Origin of the sequence: Paraoerskovia marina, assembly GCF_900105445.1 — a bacterium.
Taxonomy (GTDB): Bacteria; Actinomycetota; Actinomycetes; order Actinomycetales; family Cellulomonadaceae; genus Paraoerskovia; species Paraoerskovia marina.
In genome coordinates, this window is the sequence record NZ_LT629776.1 from 1,606,713 (window position 1) to 1,625,945 (window position 19,233).

A 19,233-nucleotide genomic window follows, 5' to 3' on the forward strand; every position below is an offset into this window, starting at 1 on the left:
GCCGACCTGGGCGGACACGCAACTGCCCATGCTATCAGGCTGGCGGCGGCTCAGTGTCCGTGGCGACGGATGCCCTTGATCACCTCGTTGAACGTCCTCTCGGGCATGATCGCACCCTCGCGACGGACGGTCGACGGGTCGATGCGGATCACCCGGTCGAGGCGCACCTCGGACGGACGCCCGCGGCTGTCCCACGGTCCGGTGCCGATGTCCTGCCAGTAGCGGCCCCAGCGGGCCTCCTGGGCGGCGTCGAGGTCGTGGTCCTTGCTCGTCAGCATCAGCACGAGCAACCACGACCCGTCCCGGCCGACGACGAGGACCGGCCTGTCCTTGCCCTGCGTCGCGTCGTCCTCGTACGGGACCCAGGTCCAGACGACCTCGCCGGGGTCGGCGTTGCCGTCCAGGGCGGGGGAGTACTCGGCGCGCACGGTTCCGGTGTAGTCGCCCGGGTAGGAGCCGCGAGACGTCGTGCGAGAGCGAGGTGTCGGGCGTGGGCGCGACGTCTTGCTTCTGCCGCCCGTGAGGGCGCGCAGGACGTCGGAGACGAGGCTGAGCCAGCGAGAGGAGGACACGCGTGCACAGTAGCCGGTCGTGGGTTCTCGTGGCCCGTCCCGTCCCGTCGCCCGGCCCGGCCCCGCGCCGCGCCGCGCTACGAGGTCAGACCTGCCTCGAGGAGCGCGTCCACGGCCGACGGATCTCCCGACACCTCGAGCCCCGGTGACGAGAGGTCGATCCGGTTCCACAGGAGCAGTGCGACGTCTCGCGAGGTACCGCGGACCGTCGCGCCGGCGTCGCCGTCACCGACGACCCACCGGTCGCCGGTGTCCGTCGCGACGATCTCGACGGGTGAGGTGATCAGCGCCGCGGCGCCGCGGGCCTGGCGTGCCGGGCCCAGCACCGACACCACCTCGTCGACCGTGTCGGCCCAGACCTCGGTGGCGAACGTCGGGGCCGGAGTCCCGGCCGCTGTCGCGACGTCGTCGAGGTGGATCAGCGTCTCGTGCAGCTGGCGGCGCCACCAGTACGCGGCGACGCCTCGCCCATCGAGAGTGAGAGCCGGGGAGTCGGGGCCGGTCTCGGCGAGCGTCGCGTGCAGGTGTCGGGCGGCCCAGCGGTAGATGCGGTCGAGGGACTCGGCGTCGCGCGGTCGGTCGGGGTTCTCCGTGCGGAGCACCACGCCGACGGCCATCCCGGCCGCCCACCAGTGAACCCGCGCCAGGTGCAGGACCACGTCCGCGACCCGCCACTCGCCGCACCCGGGGACGGGCGCCTCCGGGTCGGCGGTCGACGCGACGTCGGCGAACGCCGCTTGTGCCCGCGCGAGAAGGGCCAGGCGGTCGACGGGTGCGGAGCGCCCCGCGGGGGAGTCGCCTGGGTCCGGATGCGTCGGAAGAGCACGGGTCATGGGAGAATCGTGCCTCTCCCTGCCCGCCGTCGACCAGACCGGAGCGCACTCGCGTTGTCACCGATCCCTTCCGCCACCCAGGCCGACCGCATTCGACCGTCGTCGACGCCGTCCGAGCTGCTGCGCAACTTCTGCATCATCGCGCACATCGACCACGGCAAGTCGACCCTCGCCGACCGCATGCTCCAGCTCACCGGCGTCGTCGAGCAGCGTGCGATGCGGGCGCAGTACCTCGACCGCATGGACATCGAGCGTGAGCGCGGTATCACCATCAAGTCGCAGGCCGTGCGGATGCCGTGGGCGATCCCGGACGCGGACGGCGTGCAGATCCCGCACGCGCTGAACATGATCGACACCCCCGGGCACGTCGACTTCACGTACGAGGTGTCTCGCTCCCTCGCCGCGTGCGAGGGTGCCGTGCTCCTCGTGGACGCCGCGCAGGGCATCGAGGCGCAGACCCTCGCGAACCTGTACCTCGCGATGGAGAACGACCTGGAGATCATCCCGGTCCTGAACAAGATCGACCTCCCCGCGGCGCAGCCGGAGAAGTACGCGGAGGAGATCGCCGGTCTCGTCGGCGGAGACCCCGAGGACGTGCTGAAGGTCTCGGGCAAGACCGGCGAGGGCGTGGAGGCCCTGCTCGACCGGATCGTCGAGCGTGTCCCGGCCCCGGTCGGCGACGCCGAGGCTCCCGCCCGCGCCATGATCTTCGACTCGGTCTACGACACCTACCGCGGCGTCGTGACCTACGTCCGCGTCGTCGACGGCCAGCTGAACCCGCGCGAGAAGATCATCATGATGTCGACGCGGGCGACGCACGAGCTGCTCGAGATCGGCGTCAGCTCGCCGGAGCCGCAGCCCACCAAGGGTCTCGGGGTCGGTGAGGTCGGGTACCTCATCACCGGCGTCAAGGACGTCCGCCAGTCGAAGGTCGGCGACACGGTCACCAACGCGCAGAAGCCGGCGGACGACTCGCTCGGCGGCTACCAGGACCCGAAGCCGATGGTGTTCTCGGGCCTGTACCCGATCGACGGCTCCGACTACCCGGTGCTGCGCGACGCCCTCGACAAGCTGAAGCTGAACGACGCCGCGCTGAACTACGAGCCCGAGACGTCGGTCGCGCTCGGTTTCGGCTTCCGTGTGGGGTTCCTCGGCCTGCTGCACCTCGAGATCGTCCGCGAGCGCCTCGAGCGTGAGTTCGACCTCGCGCTGATCTCGACGGCCCCGAACGTCGTCTACAACGTGACGATGGAGGACCGCACCGAGGTCGAGGTGACCAACCCGAGCGAGTTCCCCGGCGGCAAGATCCGCGAGGTGCGCGAGCCGATCGTGCGCTCGACGGTGCTGGCCCCGAGCGAGTTCATCGGCACCATCATGGAGCTGTGCCAGTCGCGTCGCGGCACCCTGCTCGGGATGGACTACCTCTCCGAGGACCGTGTCGAGATGCGGTACACGCTGCCGATGGCGGAGATCGTCTTCGACTTCTTCGACCACCTGAAGTCCCGCACGCGCGGGTACGCCTCGTTCGACTACGAGCGCACCGGCGATCAGGCGGCGGACCTCGTCAAGGTCGACATCCTCCTGCAGGGTGAGCAGGTGGACGCGTTCAGCGCGATCGTGCACAAGGACGCCGCGTACGCCTACGGGCTGATGATGGTGGGCAAGCTCAAGGAGCTCATCCCGCGTCAGCAGTTCGAGGTGCCGATCCAGGCGGCCGTGGGCTCGCGGGTGATCGCCCGTGAGACGGTCCGCGCCATCCGCAAGGACGTCCTCGCCAAGTGCTACGGCGGTGACATCTCCCGCAAGCGCAAGCTGCTCGAGAAGCAGAAGGAGGGGAAGAAGCGCATGAAGACCATCGGTCGCGTCGAGGTCCCGCCCAACGCGTTCATCGCGGCGCTCTCCTCCGACGCCGGCGGCGGCAAGGAGACCAAGGACAAGCCGAAGAAGTGAGTCCGGCGCTTCCCGACGGCGAGGACGCGCCCCGCGACGGTTCGTTGCCCGGGTGGGTGGCCGGGCCGCGCGGGTCGCGCTTCGGCGTGTACCTGCACGTGCCGTTCTGCACGGTCCGGTGCGGGTACTGCGACTTCAACACGTACACCGCCACCGAGCTCGGTGGTGGTGCGAGCCAGATCGAGTACGCACGCACGGCGCTCGCCGAGATCGAGCTCGCCGGACGGACGATGCGTGCTGCCGGCCTGCCGGAGCGCGAGGCGTCGACGGTGTTCGTCGGGGGAGGGACCCCGACCATGCTGCCCGCCTCGGACCTGGTCCGGATGCTCGACGGTGTCCGGGACACCTGGGGGCTCGCCGACGACGCCGAGGTCACCACGGAGGCGAACCCCGACTCCGTCACGCCCGAGTCGCTCGCCGCCCTCGCGGCGGGCGGCTTCACCCGCGTCTCCTTCGGCATGCAGTCCGCCGTCCCGCACGTCCTCGCCACGCTGGAACGGACCCACGACCCGGACCGGGTGCCCGACGTCGTGCGGTGGGCGCGCGACGCCGGGCTCGCCGTCTCGCTCGACCTCATCTACGGCACCCCGGGCGAGAGCCTCGAGGACTGGCGTCGCAGCCTCGACACCGTGCTGGAGACGGGCGTCGACCACGTCTCCGCCTACGCGCTCGTCGTCGAGCCGGGCACCAAGATGGGCGCTCAGGTGCGTCGTGGCGAGCTCGAGCTGCCGAGCGGGGACGACCAGGCCGAGAAGTACGAGGTGACGGACCGGGTGCTCACGAGCGCCGGCCTGTCCTGGTACGAGGTCTCGAACTGGTCGCGGACCCCGGAGGAGGCCTGTCGTCACAATCTGGCGTACTGGCGTGGGGACGACTGGTGGGGGATCGGGCCGGGGGCCCACTCGTACCTCGGGCCCTCGTCGACCCTGTCTGGCGAGCACGGCACGGAGACCGAGACCTCGGAGCCGAGCGCCGGTCTGCGGTGGTGGAACGTCAAGCACCCGCGGCGCTACGCGGCGCTCCTGGAGGCCGGCGAGAGCCCGGCGGCGGGGCGCGAGCGCCTCGACGTCGCCGACGCGCAGCTCGAGCGGGTGATGCTCGGGATCCGGCTCCGGGACGGCCTGGACCTCGCGGAGCTCTCCGCGGACGGACGGCGTGCCGTCGCCGGACACGTGGCGAACGGGTCGCTCGACGGCCGCGCGGCGCTCGCGGGCCGGGCGGTCCTCACGCTGCAGGGGCGGTTGCTCGCCGACGCGGTCGTGCGCGACCTGACCGACTGACCTGTCGACGGACTGACCGGAAAGCCCGCGCGGATCCTGGCAGTTTCGGTGAATCTCCGACAGAGTGGACGTCGATCGCACGTCCCGCAGATGCACTGAAGGAGAACGATGTCCGAGAACACGCCCGGTGGTCCGCCGCGCGACGAGAACGACCCGTACAGCTCGAGCACCAACCCCGGGATGCCGGGCCCTGGGATGCCGGGCGACAGCAGCGTCCCGCCGCAGCCGATCCCCGGTGGTGGGTTCCCGGCCGCGCCCCCGCCCCAGGAGCCGTACGGTCAGCCGTCCCGCTACGACGAGCCGGTCTCCGTCGGGCAGGCCCTTCACTTCGGCTGGGACCGCTTCAAGTCGAGCATGGGGACGTGGATCGGTGCGCTCCTGCTCATCCTGCTCATGAACATCGTCCTCGGGCTGATCTTCACGGCGCTCTCGCCGACGTACCAGTACGTCATCGAGAACTTCTCCGACCCGGACGCCCTCGCGGCAGTTCCGCAGCCGGGGTTCCTCGACGTCCTGCTCGGCTTCCTTGCCGCGGCCGTGAGCTTCGTGATCAGTTCGCTCGCGACGCACGGCGCGCTCGCCGCGGTCGACAAGCCTCGCGTGCGGCTCGCCGACTTCTTCGCGATCCGCAACGCGGGCAACATCGTGCTCCTCGGGTTCGTCGTCGGGTTCATCTCGTCGGTCCTGAGCCTGATCCCCGGAATCGGCGGCCTGCTCAGCGTCGCGGCGTACTTCTTCCTGGTCTTCTCGCTGATGTTCGTCATCGACGCGGGCAAGAACGCGTTCGCGGCGATCGGGTCCAGCGCCAAGCTGGTCGCGGGCAGCGCCGGGGTCGTCATCGTGCTGATCGTGGCGAACATCGGGCTCTCGTTCCTGGGCGTCATCCTGTGCTTCGTCGGGCTACTGTTCACGCTCCCCGTCGCGTACATCGCCCAGGCGTTCGTCTACCGCCGCCTGACCGAGAAGGCGACGGCCTGACTCCGGACCTTCCTCGCCGGTCCACGAACGCCGCAGCGCCCCGCCTTCCGGGCGCGCTGTGGCGTTCGTCGCACTAGCCTGGCGGCACCAGACGAGGGAGAAGATCATGACCGAGAATCCCGAGGACCCGAACGCGCAGCAGAGGCCGGACGGTGTCCCACCGACACCACCGCCACAGCCGGGCGGGCAGACGCCGCAGAACCCTCCGCCTCAGGGCCCTCCGCCGCAGAACCCGCCCCCGCAGGGACCGCCTCCGGGGTACGGCCCGCCGCCGGGCCAGCCGTCCGGCCAGCAGGGCTTCTCGGCCTCGGGGCTCGCGAGCGACCTCTCCGGTGACGCGAAGGGCCTGTTCGGCTCGCTCTTCGACCTGTCCTTCACGCACTACATCACGCCGAAGATCGTGCGGATCGTCTACGTCATCGGCATGGTCGTCCTGGCGCTGGGGTGGCTCGTGGCCATCATCGTCGGTTTCACGGACAGTATCGGTGCCGGGCTGTTCGTCCTCCTCTTCGGGTGGATCTTCGTCCTGCTCTACCTCGTGATGTTCCGCATCCTGCTGGAGTTCTACACGGCCGTCGTCTCGACGGCCGAGACGATCCAGAAGTACGCGCACCGTGACGGGGTGAGATAGCCGAACACCCACGACACGACCCACGACGCCGCCCCATCTCCTGACGAGGTGGGGCGGCGTCGTCGTCGGTGGGCAGGGAACAAGTTGCGCCGCACAGGGGTTAACCGGCCAGGACCACGAATCAGGACGAGAGGCGAGAACCATGCAGTTCGGGATCTTCAGCGTGGGCGACGTGACCCCCGACCCGCACACGGGGCGGGCGCCCGACGACACCGAGCGGGTGCGCGCGATGCTCACGATCGCCCGGCACGCCGAGGACGCGGGCCTCGACGTCTTCGCCACCGGCGAGCACCACAACCCTCCGTTCGTCCCGTCGTCACCGACGACGATGCTCGGATACCTCGCGGGCGTGACCGAGCGGATCATCCTCTCCACGTCGACCACCCTGATCACCACCAACGACCCGGTGAAGATCGCCGAGGACTACGCGATGCTCCAGGTGATCGCCGACGGCCGGACGGACCTGATGATGGGCCGCGGCAACACCGGGCCCGTCTATCCGTGGTTCGGCCAGGACATCCGTGAGGGACTCAACCTCGCGGTCGAGAACTACGCGCTGCTGCGTCGGCTGTGGACCGAGGACGTCGTCGACTGGGAGGGGAAGTTCCGCACCCCGCTCCAGGGCTTCACGTCGACACCGCGTCCGCTCGACGGCGTCCCGCCGTTCGTCTGGCACGGGTCGATCCGTACCCCCGAGATCGCGGAGCAGGCGGCCTACTACGGCGACGGGTTCTTCCACAACAACATCTTCTGGCCCATGAGCCACACCCGGCAGATGGTCCAGCTCTACCGACGCCGCTTCGAGCACTACGGCCACGGCCGTGCCGACCAGGCGATCGTCGGCCTCGGGGGCCAGGTCTTCATGCGTGCCAACAGCCAGGACGCGGTCCGCGAGTTCAGGCCGTACTTCGACAACGCGCCCGTCTACGGGCACGGACCGTCGCTCGAGGACTTCAGCACCCAGACGCCGCTGACCGTCGGCAGCCCGCAGCAGGTGATCGACCGGTACGGCGCGATGCGCGACCAGGTCGGCCACTACCAGCGCCAGCTCTTCCTCATGGACCACGCGGGGCTTCCGCTCAAGACCGTCCTCGAGCAGATCGACATCCTCGGCTCCGAGGTCGTCCCGGTGCTGCGCCGGGAGGCCGAGGCCGCACGCCCCTCCGACGTTCCCGCGAACCCGCCGAGCCATGCCGAGCGCGTGGCCGCACACCGCCAGGAGGTCACCGCATGAGCACCCGCTCGATCGTCGCCGTCTCGGCAGGACTGTCCACGCCGTCGTCCACCCGGTTGCTCGCCGAGCGGCTGGGCGCCGCGGCCGTCGACAGCCTCGAGATCGCAGGCGAGACCGCGAACCTCGAGGTCGTCGAGCTCCGGGACCTCGCGCACTCGATCACGGACGCCATGCTGACCGGCTTCGCCGCGGGGGAGCTCGCCGACGTCCTCGACCGCGTGGCCGGCGCGGACGGCCTGGTCCTGTCGACGCCGATCTTCGCGAGCTCCTACTCCGGCCTCTTCAAGTCGTTCCTCGACGTCGTCGACCGAGACTCTCTGCAGTCGATGCCCGTCGCCCTCGGGGCGACCGGCGGCACGTCGCGGCATTCGCTGGCCCTCGAGCACTCCGTCCGCCCCGTGCTCACCTACCTGCGGGCCGACGTCGTCACGACCTCCGTCTTCGCGGCCACGGACGACTGGGCGGGCACGGGAGGCGGCCAGGTCGGCGACGACGGCCTGGCCGCACGGATCCGACGGGCCGGGTCGGAGCTCGCCGACCGGGTCGCCGCGCGTCCGGCCCGGCGCACGGTGCAGGACCCCTTCGGCGACGTCCCGTCGTTCGAGACCCTGCTCGGCTCCTAGTCCGCCGGGTCGACCGTCACGAAGTCGATCAGCTCCTCGACACGGCCGAGCAGCGACGGCTCGAGGTCGGCGTACGAGCGCACGGTGCCGAGAATCTTCTGCCAGGCCCTCGCGACGTCGGCCTGCGACCCCGCGGGCCAGCCGAGCTCACGCAGGATCCCGTACTTCCACTCGGTCCCGCGCTCGATCACGGGCCACCGTTCCAGGCCCACACGCTCCGGGCGCACCGCCTGCCAGACGTCGACGTAGGGGTGCCCCAGCACGCGGACCGTCCCGCGCGGCACGCCGCGCAGCACCTCGTCCGTGATGCGCTGCTCCTTGCTGTTCGCCACCAGGTGGTCGACCAGGACGCCGACGCGGCGCTCGCGGTCCGGCCGGAAGTCGGCGAGGGCGTCGGCCAGGTTGTCGACGCCGTCCAGCATCTCGACGACGACGCCCTCGACCCGAAGGTCGTCGCCCCAGACCTTCTCGATCAGCTCGGCGTCGTGCTTTCCCTCGACCCAGATCCGGCTGCCCCGGGCCACGCGGGCCCTCGACCCGGCGACCGCGCGCGAGCCGGACGCGGTCCGGCCGGGTGCCACCGGTGCCCGCGAGACGGTGGGGGCGGTCAGGACGACCGGCCTGCCCTCGACCCAGAATCCCGGGCCGAGGGGGAACGTGCGGGTCCGGCCTCGGCGGTCCTCGAGGATCACCACGTGCATGCCGCCGGACTTCTCGACGCGCAGGACGGCGCCGACCCACCCGGTCTCGACGTCCTCGACGACGAGACCGGGCTCGGCGACCTGCGGGGTCGACGTGGGTCGGGTCCGGTGGTGCGAGGAGCCGGACGCGGACGGGCCGGAGGACAGGACGTCAGAGCCGTAGCGGTCGTAGTTCACGGCGGTCACCCTAGGCCGCGCGGCGGGCGACCCTGCGAAGCGACGCGCAGACGGGCGCGGCACGGGTGGATGATGGGGGTGTGAGCACCCCAGCACCTCGGCCCGAGACGTACGAACCCGACCCCGGGCGCTGGCGCACCCTCGCCGTCTGTCTGGCGGTCGGCTTCATCACCCTGCTCGACGTGTCCGTCGTGAACGTCGCCCTGCCCTCGATCGAGCGGTCGCTCGACGCGGGGCCGACCCAGCTGCAGCTCGTCGTCGCGGGCTACACGCTGGCCTTCGGCCTGGTCCTGGTCCCGGCCGGCCGGCTGGGCGACGCGGGGTGGCGACGACACCTGTTCATCGGTGGCCTCATCGGGTTCCTCCTGACCAGTCTCGCCGCGGGGCTCGCGCCCACCGACGACGCGCTCGCCGTCGCCCGCCTCGCCCAGGGCGTCTTCGCCGGGATGCTCAACCCCCAGGTGGTCGGCCTCATCCAGCAGCAGTTCCGAGGCTTCGAGCGAGGCCGCGCCTTCGGCCTGTTCGGGGCGACCATCGGGGTCTCGACCGCGGTCGGGCCGCTGCTCGGCGGCGTCATCCTCGCCGTCGCCGGGGAGGAGAACGGCTGGCGCTGGGTCTTCGGGATCAACGTCCCCATCATCCTGGTGCTCCTGCCGTTCGCCTGGAAGTACGTCCCGACGTCGGTCCGCAAGGCCGGACCACGCCACCTCGATGCCGTCGGGCTCGGCCTCATCGGGGCGGCGACCGTCTTCGTCATGTACCCGTTCGTCACGACCTCGGGGGTCGACGACGACCCTGCGCGCTGGTGGGGACTGGTCGTCGCCGCGGTGGCGCTCGTGGCCCTCGTCGCCTGGGAGAGGCGATACCAGCGACGGACGGGCGACGCCGTGCTCGACCCCGGGCTGCTGCGGACGCCGTCCTTCCGCAACGGGGCGATCCTCGGTGCGGCGTACTTCTCCGGCTTCACGGGCGTGTTCCTCCTCACCACGCTCTACCTCCAGAACGACCTCGGGTACGACCCCCTGGCGGCGGGCCTCGTCGCGATGCCGTTCGCCGTCTGCTCCGGTGTCAGCGCCTGGCTGTCGGGCAGGCTCGTGCACCGGTGGGGGCGGACCGTCGTCGTCGCCGGACTCGTCGTCGTCCTCGTCGGCATGGTCTCGACCGACCTCGCGATCCGCGTGATCGGCGACGATCCCGACGTCGCCGGCCCCGTGATGGCTCTCACCCTGGCGATCGCCGGCGCGGGCAGCGGCCTGGTGATCTCGCCGAACCAGACCCTCGCGCTCGCCGACGTCCCCGTCGAACGCGCGGGCGTGGCCGGCAGCATGATCCAGCTCGGGCAGAGGATCGGCTCCTCCCTCGGGATCGCCGCGGTCCTCTCGCTGTACTACGCGGGGTCGGCCGCCGGGCTCGGGGGAGCGGCCGCGACGGGCCGTGCGCTGCTGGTGACGATCACGCTCGTCGCCGTCGCGCTCGTGGTCTCCGTCGTCGACCTGCGGGCGCGTCACGCTGCGGGCGAACAACCAGACACCAACTCTGGCGCGACGCCCGCGTAGGATTGGCACTCGCATGCCCGGAGTGCGAACGGGAGGTGAGGGCTGTGAGCGAAGAACGTCGACTCGAGGTGCTGCGCGCCATCGTCGAGGACTACGTGACCACACGCGAGCCCGTGGGCTCGCGGATGATCTCCGAGCGACGGGGTCTCGGGGTCTCGTCGGCGACGATCCGCAACGACATGGCCGTCCTCGAGGAGGCCGGCTACATCGCCCAGCCCCACACCTCCGCGGGCCGCGTGCCCACCGACAAGGGCTACCGGGTCTTCGTCGACAGGCTCTCGACGATCAAGGCGCTCAGCAGCCCCGAGAAGCGCGCGATCGAGACGTTCCTCGACGACGCGGTCGACCTGGACGACGTCGTCGCGCGGGCCGGCCGCCTGCTCGCCCAGCTGACCGGTCAGGTCGCCGTCGTCCAGTACCCGTCCCTGCGTCGCTCCGGCCTGCGGCACCTCGAGCTCGTCCCGCTCGGTCCGACGCGGCTCCTCGTGGTCCTCATCACGGACACCGGACGCGTCGAGCAGCGCACCCTCGAGCTCCACGCCGTGCCCGACGAGGTCGAGCTGGGAGAGCTGCGCGTACGCCTCAACGTCGCCGTGGCAGGCCAGCGCCCCGACCAGGTCGACCGCGCCCTCGCCGGTGCGGTGGCGATGATGCGACCCGAGGTCGCCGAGACCGCGGCCAAGGTCTCGAGCCTCGTCGTCGAGACGCTCGCCGAGGAGGCCGAGGAACGCCTCGTCCTCGCCGGGACCGCTAACCTCGCCCAGGCCGGGATGCGGTTCGAGCACGCACTGCGGCCCGTGCTCGAGGCGCTCGAGGAGCAGGTCGTCCTGCTCAACCTCCTGACGGAGATGTCGGCCGACGGCGAGGAGGGGGTGGCCGTGCGCATCGGCCACGAGACCCGCCTCGCGGGACTCGCCGACGCCTCCGTCGTCACGAGCGGGTACGGGAGCGACGGCGACGCCGTGGCCCTCGTCGGCTCGATCGGTCCCACCCGCATGGACTACCCCGGCACGATCGCGACGGTCCGCGCCGTCGCCCGCTACCTGTCGCGAATTCTCGCTTCCTGACCGTGGCCACCGCCACGCGAACCTGCACGCTCCGACCAGAGAAGGACCTGTGACCGACTACTACGAGACGCTAGGTGTGGCCCGCGACGCGAGCCCCGAGCAGATCAAGAAGGCGTACCGCAAGCTCGCTCGTGAGCTGCACCCGGACGTCGCCGGCCCCGGTGCCGAGGATCGATTCAAGGACGTGTCGCGCGCCTACGAGGTGCTGTCGAACGCCGACAAGCGTCGGCAGTACGACCTGGGCTCGGACCCGTCCGCGCCCGGCGGGGGCGCCGGCGGCAGCTTCGGCTTCCAGGACATCTTCGAGACGTTCTTCGGCGGCGGGCAGCCGCAGGGCCCGATCCCTCGTGCACGCCGCGGCCAGGACGCGCTCGTGCGCCTCGACATCGACCTCGCCGAGGCCACGTTCGGTGCCACGCGTGAGCTGCCGATCGACACCGCCGTGGTCTGCGGGACCTGTCAGGGCTCGTGCTGCGCGCCCGGCACCTCGCCGCGCACCTGCGACGTCTGCAACGGGCGCGGCACCGTGCAGCGCGTCGCCCGGTCGTTCGTCGGCCAGGTCATGACGACGCAGCCGTGCGCCGCCTGCCAGGGATTCGGCACCGTGATCCCCGACCCGTGCGTGGAGTGCTCCGGAGAGGGCCGCGTGCGCAGCCGTCGGACCCTCACGATCAACGTTCCCGCCGGTGTCGACACGGGCACGCGGATCAAGCTCGGCGCCCAGGGCGAGGTCGGTCCCGGCGGCGGCTCGGCCGGCGACCTCTACGTCGAGATCCGCGAGCGCAACCACGAGACGTTCGTGCGCCGTGGCGACGACCTGCACTGCACGCTGAACGTGCCGATGACCGCGGCAGCCCTGGGTGCCTCGCTGAACCTTGACACGCTCGACGGCGAGAAGACCGTCGACCTCGGCCCCGGGACGCAGCCGGGCGAGACCATCACCCTCAAGGGACTCGGAGTCGGGCACCTGCACGGCAACGGCCGCGGGGACCTGAAGGTCGAGGTGCAGGTCCAGGTGCCGACGGGCCTTGACGACGCGCAGGAGGAGCTGCTCCGCAGCCTCGCCACCGCTCGTGGCGAGGAACGTCCGGAGCCGAAGCTCGTGGCCGCGCACCCCGGTGTCTTCTCGCGCCTGCGCGAGAAGTTCGCCGGTCGCGCCGGCTGATTCCGTGAGCGCACCGGTCTTCGTCGCCCCCGCGGGATCGCTCGACGCGGTCCGCGCGGGGGACGAGTACGTCCTGACCGGCCCCGAGGGCAGGCACGCCGCCGTCGTGCAGCGGCGTGGTGCCGGTGAGCGTGTGGACGTCGTCGACGGCCGGGGGGTGCGACTCGCGACGACGGTCGTCGAGGCGCGCGGCACCGACCTCGCGCTGCAGGTGCAGGCCGTCACGCGCGAGCCCGAGCCCCCGGTACGACTGGTTCTGGTGCAGGCTCTGGCCAAGGGCGATCGCGACGAGATGGCGATCGAGGCGGCGACGGAGGTCGGTGTCGACGCGGTCGTGCCCTGGCAGGCCGAGCGCTCCGTGGTCGTCTGGCGCGGTCAGCGCGCCGAGAAGTCCCGCGGCCGCTGGGGGGCGACCGTGACCGCGGCGACGAAGCAGGCGCGACGGGCCTTCCTCCCTCCGGTGGAGCAGGTGCTCTCCACGCGCGCCCTGGCCGTGCGGACCGCGGACGTCACGGCCGCCGGGGGAGTCGTCGTGATCCTCCACGAGGAGTCGCCGCTGCCGCTGGCCGACGTCCCGCTGCCCGGAGGCGGCGAGCTGCTCGTCGTCGTCGGGCCCGAGGGCGGGATCGGACAGGCGGAGGTCGACCTGCTCACGGAGGCGGGGGCACGGACCGCGAGGCTCGGACCCCACGTGCTGCGGACCTCCACGGCCGGCCCGGTGGCGCTCGCGGTGCTCTCGGAACGCCTGGGTCGGTGGCGCGAGTCGTGACCGCGCAGGCTAGCGTGTGAGCATGAGTGAGAACCAGGACCCCTGCCTCTTCTGCCAGATCGTCGCCGGCGACCTGCCCGCCGAGATCGTCGGGCAGACCGAGCGGTCGGTGGCGTTCAAGGACATCGCCCCGCAGGCGCCGATGCACCTGCTGGTGGTCCCGCGGGAGCACTTCGGCGACATCGCCCAGCTCGCAGCGGCGGACCCCGCGCTGCTCGCGGACATGATCGAACTGGCCGACAACCTCGCCGGTGAGAACGCCGACGGGCAGTTCCGGCTCGTCTTCAACTCCGGTCCACGGGCCGGTCAGAGCGTGTTCCACGTGCACGGTCACGTCATCGGCGGTGCCGAGCTCGGCTGGACACCCGCCTGAGCACCGTAGAATCGTCTTTCACCGTCCCGTACTGAAGGAGCGTTCCGGCGCGAGCCGACCCCCATGTCATCGTCATCAGCGAGTACGCCCCCGGGAGTCGCGACACAGGTGGAGCACCGTGTCGTCGTCCCGTCCCACATCGAGATGGTCGACCTGCTCGGGAGCGAGGACGTCGTTCTCCGCGAGCTCGAGGGCGGTTTCCCCCGGGTCGACCTGCACGTGCGCGGCAACGAGGTCGCGGTGACCGGAGACCCCGGTGACGTCGCGCTCGTCTCGCGCCTGCTCGACGAGCTCGTCGAGGTCATCAAGGGCGGGACCGCCGTCACGCCCGACGTCGTGCGGCGCGCCGTCGCGATGCTGACGGCCCCGACGGCCTCGCGCCCCGCCGAGGTGCTGACGCTCGACGTCCTCTCCAACCGTGGCCGGACCATCCGTCCGAAGACGGTCGGGCAGAAGCAGTACGTCGAGGCGATCGACGCGAACACGGTGACGTTCGGCATCGGGCCTGCGGGCACGGGCAAGACCTACCTCGCGATGGCGAAGGCGGTGCAGGCGCTCCAGGCCAAGCAGGTCAGCCGGATCGTGCTGACCCGCCCGGCCGTCGAGGCCGGTGAGCGGCTCGGCTACCTCCCGGGATCGCTGTCGGAGAAGATCGACCCGTACCTGCGGCCGCTGTTCGACGCGCTGCACGAGATGGTCGACCCGGAGTCGATCCCGCGCCTGCTCGAGGCCGGGACGATCGAGGTCGCCCCGCTCGCGTACATGCGCGGGCGCACGCTCAACGACGCGTTCGTCATCCTGGACGAGGCGCAGAACACCTCCACCGAGCAGATGAAGATGTTCCTGACCCGGCTCGGCTTCGGCTCCCGGATGGTGATCACCGGTGACGTCACCCAGGTCGACCTCCCCGGTGGCACGACGTCGGGCCTGCGGGTCGTGGAGGACATCCTCACCGGTGTCGACGACGTCGAGTTCTGCCGGCTCCAGTCGGCCGACGTGGTGCGTCACCGGCTCGTCGGGGACATCATCGACGCCTACGCGCGCTGGGACGTCCGGCCCGCAGGTTCGACGCGGACGGAGCGAGCACGATGAGCATCGAGGTCAACAACGAGTCCGGGTACGAGGTCGACGAGGCGGAGTTCGCCGCCCTCGGGCGCTACGTGCTCGACGCCCTGTACGTCCACCCGCAGTCGGAGCTGGCGATCCTGTTCGTCGGCACCGACGTGATGTCGGAGCTGCACGTGCAGTGGATGGACGAGCCGGGCCCCACCGACGTCCTGTCGTTCCCGATGGACGAGCTGCGCCCCGGCGCCGAGGGTGACGACCAGGAGCCGGGCCTGCTCGGCGACGTCGTGCTCTGCCCCGAGGTCGCGGTCGCCCAGGCCGAGGTCGCCGGGCACACCCCCGTCGAGGAGATGCTCCTCCTGACGACGCACGGGATCCTGCACCTGCTCGGCTACGACCACGCCGAGCCCGAGGAGGAGAAGGAGATGTTCGCGCTGCAGCGCAAGCTGCTCCTCACCTTCCTCGCGAGCCGATGACCGCCGCCGTCCTGGTCGTCGTCGCGGTCGTCGCGGGCGCGCTGTCCGGCGCCCTCGAGGCCGCGGCGTCCGCCCTCGTGCGCGTCACGCGGGCGTCGCTCGCCGACGAGGCCGACGAGGCCCGTGACCGCGGTGCCGCAGGCTCCCGCCGGCTCTCGCGGCTGCGCACCCTGCAGAAGCTCGCGGACGACGAGCACCGCTCCCTCGCCGCCGTCCGCTCGGCCCGCACCGTCCTCGAGGTCGGCGCGAGCGCTGCCTTCGTGATCGCGCTCGGTCTGTGGATCGACTCCTGGTGGGTCGTCCTGCTCGTGGCCGTACTCGTCGGGCTCGCCCTGGCGTTCGTGCTCAGCCGGGTCAGCCCCGAGCAGCTCGGGCGTTCCAACCCCGTGGGCACCCTGCTCGTCGTCGCCCGCCCCCTGGCCGTCGCGGTCGCGCTCGCGCGTCCGCTGACGCCCGTCCGCGACTCCGAGGCCACCGCCCAGGACCGTACCGACGCCGAGGCCCGCGAGGTCGCGGACCGGATGAGCGAGTCCGAGGAGTTCGACGAGGGGGAGCGCGCCATCATCCGCTCGGTGATCGAGCTCGGGCAGACGCTGACGCGCGAGATCATGGTGCCGCGCACGGACATGGTGACCACGCGGGCGTCGACGCCGTTGTCCAAGGTGCTCACGCTGTTCGAGCGGTCGGGCTTCTCACGGGTCCCCGTCACCGGCACGAGCACCGACGACCTGATCGGTGTCGCGTTCTTCAAGGACGTCGTGCGCGCGGTCCAGTCCGACCCGTCCGACGGCGACCAGCCGGTCGGCGAGTTCGTCCGCTCGGCGATGTTCGTGCCGGAGTCCAAGCCTGCCGACGACCTGCTGCGCGAGATGCAGGCCGCGTCCTCGCACATCGCGCTGGTCGTGGACGAGTACGGCGGTGTCGCCGGCCTGGTGACGATCGAGGACGCGCTCGAGGAGCTGGTCGGCGAGCTCACGGACGAGCACGACCGTCCCGAGCCCGAGGTCGAGGACCTCGGGGGCGGAGTCCTGCGCGTGCCTGCCCGCGCGTCGGTGGGCGAGCTCGGAGAGCTCTTCGACCTTCATCTCGACGACGACGACGTCGACACCGTCGGCGGCCTGCTCGCCAAGGCGCTCGGCAAGGTCCCGCTCCCCGGGGCCTCCGCGGAGGTCGAGGGCCTGCACCTCGAGGCCGAGCGGGTCGAGGGCCGACGCAAGACTCTGGCGACCCTCCGGGTGCACCGGACCGACGACGGCGCCGAGGCGACGTCCTACGACACCAAGGAGCACCAGCGGTGACATCCACACCCCCGGCACACCGGTCGGGCTTCGCCTGCCTGGTGGGCCGCCCCAACGCCGGCAAGTCGACCCTGACGAACGCCCTGGTCGGCGACAAGGTCGCCATCACCTCGGGGCGCCCGCAGACGACACGGCACACGATCCGTGGGATCGTCCATCGTCCCGACGCCCAGCTCGTCCTGGTCGACACCCCGGGGCTGCACCGCCCGCGAACCCTTCTCGGCGAGCGTCTCAACACCCTCGTGCGGGACACGCTCACCGAGGTCGACGTCGTGGCGTTCTGCCTGCCGGCCGACCAGAAGATCGGCCCGGGCGACCGTTTCATCGCGGCCCAGCTCGCGGAGACGCTGCGACGCCGGACTCCCGTCGTCGCCCTGGTGACCAAGACGGACCTCGTCGACCGTGCGCGTCTGACGGAGCACTTGCTGGCCGTCGACGCGTTGGGGGACTGGGCCGACATCGTCCCGGTCTCCGCCGTCGGCGAGTCGCAGGTGGACACCGTGGCCGACGTGCTCGTCTCGCACCTGCCGGAGGGCCCCGACCTGTACCCCGAGGGGGAGCTGACCGACGAGCCCGAGTCCGTCATGGTCGCGGAGCTGGTCCGGGAGGCGGCTCTCGAGGGTGTCCGCGACGAGCTCCCGCACTCGCTGGCCGTCGTCGTCGACGAGATCCTGCCGCGCGACGGACGGGACGACCTCCTCGACGTCCGCGTGCACCTCTTCGTCGAGCGACCCAGCCAGAAGGCCATCATCATCGGCCGGGGAGGCTCGCGCCTGCGTGAGGTCGGGACCCAGGCGCGCCGGGGGATCGAGGCGCTCCTGGGGACCAAGATCTACCTCGACCTGCACGTCAAGGTGGCCAAGGACTGGCAGCGGGACCCCAAGCAGCTGGGGCGCCTCGGCTTCTGACGGCGCAGATCGGCGTAGCATGCACGCGTGATATTTCGGACGGTAGCAACGACTGCGGCGCTCGCGCTCCTGCTGGCGGTCGTCGGCTCCGTGGCAGGTCCGCAGTGGGACCCCGAGCCCATCGACGAGCACGTGCAGCCCGCGACGGCCGACACGACCATCGGCGCGAGCGAGGGCACGACGCCGGTCCGGACGTACGAGGTCGAGGAGACCTCCGTCGTCGTGCAGCTCGACGGGGCAGAGGTCGACGGGGTGATCCGTGAACCCGTGGACGGGCCCGACTCGATGCGTGGGGTGGTCTTCGTGCACGGAGCCGGAACCGGGGACTCCGCGACCGCCTTCGCGGCGACGGCGACCCGGCTCGCGAGCGCCGGGATCGTGACGCTCGTCCCGTCCAAGCGCCTCGACACGTACAGCACGCGCCACCGCGACTACGTGGCGATGGCGGACGACTACTCCCGCTCCGTCGACCTGCTCCGGACCTGGCCGGGCGTCGAACCCGACGGCGTGGGCGTCTACGGCGAGTCCGAGGGCGGCTGGATCGCTCCCGTGATGGCGGCCGAGGACCCCGACCTGGCGTTCACCGTGCTGGCGTCGTCACCCGTGGTCAAGCCGCGCGAGCAGGGCGCGTTCGCCGCCGACGCCTATCTGCGCAACACCGGCGTGCCCGAGCAGATCTACCGGGCGATCCCGCGCGCGGTCGGCATGGTCCTGCCCGGCGGCGGGTTCGAGTACGTCGACTTCGACGTCCGGCCGTACCAGCGGCAGATGACGCAGCCCGTGCTGATGGTCTACGGCACGGCCGACGCGTCGATGCCGGTCGAGCAGGGTCCGGTCGAGGTCGCCGACGACCTCGCGGTCGCCGGGAACTCGGACCTCACCGTCCGCTACTACGAGGACGCGGACCACGGGATCCGGGTCGACGGGGAGGTGTCGGGCGACTTCTCCCGCGACCTCGCGGCATGGGTCGGGGGACTCCCGCAGACCGCCGACGCGCCGCCCCACGTCGCCGGCGCGCAGCCCGACCAGCAGTACCTGGCCTCCGCCGTGCCGACCCCCCGGTGGCTGGCGTCGGGGGAACTGCTCCTGGTGCTCGTCGTGCTCGGGTTCGGACTCGTGCTGCTCGGTCCTGCGATCTGGGTGGTCTACCGGATCGCCCGGGGCCGTGCGGCGCGCCCGCAGCTCTCCGCAGGACTGCGGGGCCCGTTGTGGGGCGTCGGTGCCGGAGCCGTCGCGACGTTCGTCGCCCTGATCGTGTACGTCGTCGAGATCGCACGGCTCGCCCTCGACTACGAGCGCAACGCCGTCGTCGTCCAGGGCGGGTGGATCGGTGTCCGCGTCCTCGGGATCGTCACGCTCGTCGCCGGCGCGATCCTGATCAACAGGATCGCCGCGCTCCGGTCCACGGGTGCGGTCGAGGACCGGGTCGGACGGTCGGTCGAGATCCGCGACGGCGCCCCGATGGCGGCCGGTCCCGTGGGCTACGTGGTCCTCTGGTCGACGCTGGCCGGCAGTGTCCTGCTCCTGGTGCTCGAGGCCTACTGGGGTGTGTACCAGCTGGGGATCTAGCCGGAAGG

General features: G+C 71.4%; 19 protein-coding genes. 16 read left to right on the plus strand and 3 right to left on the minus strand.

Features of this window, described 5'->3' with window-relative positions:
* Positions 1 to 50: 50 nt before the first annotated feature.
* Positions 51 to 572: a type II toxin-antitoxin system PemK/MazF family toxin gene (locus BLU20_RS07115; RefSeq protein ID WP_083372091.1), complete on the minus strand. Its 522-nt coding sequence runs from the start codon at positions 570 to 572 to the stop codon at positions 51 to 53.
* Positions 573 to 649: 77 nt separating this feature from the next.
* On the minus strand, positions 650 to 1,405 hold the full coding sequence (locus BLU20_RS07120; RefSeq protein WP_083372962.1) for a maleylpyruvate isomerase family mycothiol-dependent enzyme: 756 nt from the start codon (positions 1,403 to 1,405) through the stop codon (positions 650 to 652).
* 54 nt (positions 1,406 to 1,459) lie between these two features.
* Between BLU20_RS07120 and lepA the strand changes: the two genes are divergently transcribed.
* From lepA to BLU20_RS07150, 6 genes are all read left to right on the plus strand, one after another.
* Positions 1,460 to 3,355, plus strand: a complete 1,896-nt coding sequence (gene lepA, locus BLU20_RS07125) for a translation elongation factor 4 (protein ID WP_269457181.1) — start codon at positions 1,460 to 1,462, stop codon at positions 3,353 to 3,355.
* Positions 3,352 to 4,635, plus strand: a complete 1,284-nt coding sequence (gene hemW / locus BLU20_RS07130; RefSeq protein ID WP_083372092.1) for a radical SAM family heme chaperone HemW — start codon at positions 3,352 to 3,354, stop codon at positions 4,633 to 4,635. The genes lepA and hemW overlap by 4 nt, the downstream gene beginning before the upstream one ends.
* A 108-nt stretch (positions 4,636 to 4,743) precedes the next feature.
* Positions 4,744 to 5,613, plus strand: coding sequence for a DUF2189 domain-containing protein (locus tag BLU20_RS07135; protein ID WP_083372093.1), 870 nt, complete (start codon positions 4,744 to 4,746; stop codon positions 5,611 to 5,613).
* A gap of 106 nt (positions 5,614 to 5,719) precedes the next feature.
* Entirely contained in the window at positions 5,720 to 6,244 is a 525-nt protein-coding gene (locus BLU20_RS07140; protein WP_157270376.1) for a DUF4282 domain-containing protein, read from the plus strand.
* A 142-nt stretch (positions 6,245 to 6,386) separates the two neighbouring features.
* Positions 6,387 to 7,478 (plus strand): LLM class flavin-dependent oxidoreductase, encoded by a 1,092-nt coding sequence (locus BLU20_RS07145; RefSeq protein WP_083372095.1) that lies wholly within the window; start codon positions 6,387 to 6,389, stop codon positions 7,476 to 7,478.
* Positions 7,475 to 8,101, plus strand: coding sequence for a CE1759 family FMN reductase (locus tag BLU20_RS07150; protein ID WP_083372096.1), 627 nt, complete (start codon positions 7,475 to 7,477; stop codon positions 8,099 to 8,101). The genes BLU20_RS07145 and BLU20_RS07150 overlap by 4 nt, the downstream gene beginning before the upstream one ends.
* Here BLU20_RS07150 and BLU20_RS07155 read toward each other — a convergent pair.
* Positions 8,098 to 8,979 carry a DUF3097 domain-containing protein gene (locus tag BLU20_RS07155; RefSeq protein WP_083372964.1) on the minus strand — a complete coding sequence of 294 codons (882 nt, stop codon included), beginning with the start codon at positions 8,977 to 8,979 and terminating at the stop codon, positions 8,098 to 8,100. The two genes, BLU20_RS07150 and BLU20_RS07155, sit on opposite strands and share 4 nt — an antisense overlap.
* Before the next feature lie 80 nt (positions 8,980 to 9,059).
* Between BLU20_RS07155 and BLU20_RS07160 the strand changes: the two genes are divergently transcribed.
* The 10 genes from BLU20_RS07160 to BLU20_RS07205 all read left to right on the plus strand — a co-directional run bounded on the left by BLU20_RS07160 (position 9,060) and on the right by BLU20_RS07205 (position 19,225).
* Entirely contained in the window at positions 9,060 to 10,535 is a 1,476-nt protein-coding gene (locus tag BLU20_RS07160) for an MFS transporter (RefSeq protein WP_197675382.1), read from the plus strand.
* Positions 10,536 to 10,579: 44 nt separating this feature from the next.
* On the plus strand, positions 10,580 to 11,602 hold the full coding sequence (hrcA, locus tag BLU20_RS07165; RefSeq protein ID WP_029253683.1) for a heat-inducible transcriptional repressor HrcA: 1,023 nt from the start codon (positions 10,580 to 10,582) through the stop codon (positions 11,600 to 11,602).
* A gap of 49 nt (positions 11,603 to 11,651) precedes the next feature.
* Positions 11,652 to 12,767 (plus strand): molecular chaperone DnaJ, encoded by a 1,116-nt coding sequence (dnaJ, locus tag BLU20_RS07170; RefSeq protein WP_083372097.1) that lies wholly within the window; start codon positions 11,652 to 11,654, stop codon positions 12,765 to 12,767.
* Between the two features lie 4 nt (positions 12,768 to 12,771).
* Positions 12,772 to 13,536 carry a 16S rRNA (uracil(1498)-N(3))-methyltransferase gene (locus tag BLU20_RS07175; protein WP_083372098.1) on the plus strand — a complete coding sequence of 255 codons (765 nt, stop codon included), beginning with the start codon at positions 12,772 to 12,774 and terminating at the stop codon, positions 13,534 to 13,536.
* Between the two features lie 22 nt (positions 13,537 to 13,558).
* Positions 13,559 to 13,909, plus strand: coding sequence for an HIT domain-containing protein (locus tag BLU20_RS07180; RefSeq protein WP_083372966.1), 351 nt, complete (start codon positions 13,559 to 13,561; stop codon positions 13,907 to 13,909).
* Positions 13,910 to 13,972: 63 nt separating this feature from the next.
* Positions 13,973 to 15,001 (plus strand): PhoH family protein, encoded by a 1,029-nt coding sequence (locus BLU20_RS07185; RefSeq protein ID WP_052367136.1) that lies wholly within the window; start codon positions 13,973 to 13,975, stop codon positions 14,999 to 15,001.
* Positions 14,998 to 15,450, plus strand: a complete 453-nt coding sequence (gene ybeY / locus BLU20_RS07190; protein ID WP_029253678.1) for an rRNA maturation RNase YbeY — start codon at positions 14,998 to 15,000, stop codon at positions 15,448 to 15,450. The genes BLU20_RS07185 and ybeY overlap by 4 nt, the downstream gene beginning before the upstream one ends.
* Positions 15,447 to 16,748, plus strand: a complete 1,302-nt coding sequence (locus BLU20_RS07195; RefSeq protein WP_083372099.1) for a hemolysin family protein — start codon at positions 15,447 to 15,449, stop codon at positions 16,746 to 16,748. Before ybeY ends, BLU20_RS07195 begins: the two co-directional genes overlap by 4 nt.
* A complete protein-coding gene (gene era, locus BLU20_RS07200; protein ID WP_083372100.1) occupies positions 16,745 to 17,656 on the plus strand; it encodes a GTPase Era in 912 nt (303 codons plus the stop codon). The genes BLU20_RS07195 and era overlap by 4 nt, the downstream gene beginning before the upstream one ends.
* Positions 17,657 to 17,683: 27 nt before the next feature.
* Entirely contained in the window at positions 17,684 to 19,225 is a 1,542-nt protein-coding gene (locus tag BLU20_RS07205; RefSeq protein ID WP_083372101.1) for an alpha/beta hydrolase family protein, read from the plus strand.
* Positions 19,226 to 19,233: the final 8 nt, after the last annotated feature.

Bases quoted from the DNA above. Each gene is read 5' to 3' on its own strand.
- BLU20_RS07185 (WP_052367136.1), top strand. From the start codon at position 13,973: ATGTCATCGTCATCAGCGAGTACGCCCCCGGGAGTCGCGACACAGGTG.
- BLU20_RS07140 (WP_157270376.1), top strand. From the start codon at position 5,720: ATGACCGAGAATCCCGAGGACCCGAACGCGCAGCAGAGGCCGGACGGT.
- ybeY (WP_029253678.1), top strand. From the start codon at position 14,998: ATGAGCATCGAGGTCAACAACGAGTCCGGGTACGAGGTCGACGAGGCG.
- BLU20_RS07180 (WP_083372966.1), top strand. From the start codon at position 13,559: ATGAGTGAGAACCAGGACCCCTGCCTCTTCTGCCAGATCGTCGCCGGC.
- BLU20_RS07195 (WP_083372099.1), top strand. From the start codon at position 15,447: ATGACCGCCGCCGTCCTGGTCGTCGTCGCGGTCGTCGCGGGCGCGCTG.
- BLU20_RS07135 (WP_083372093.1), top strand. From the start codon at position 4,744: ATGTCCGAGAACACGCCCGGTGGTCCGCCGCGCGACGAGAACGACCCG.
- BLU20_RS07145 (WP_083372095.1), top strand. From the start codon at position 6,387: ATGCAGTTCGGGATCTTCAGCGTGGGCGACGTGACCCCCGACCCGCAC.
- BLU20_RS07120 (WP_083372962.1), bottom strand. From the start codon at position 1,405: ATGACCCGTGCTCTTCCGACGCATCCGGACCCAGGCGACTCCCCCGCG.
- BLU20_RS07150 (WP_083372096.1), top strand. From the start codon at position 7,475: ATGAGCACCCGCTCGATCGTCGCCGTCTCGGCAGGACTGTCCACGCCG.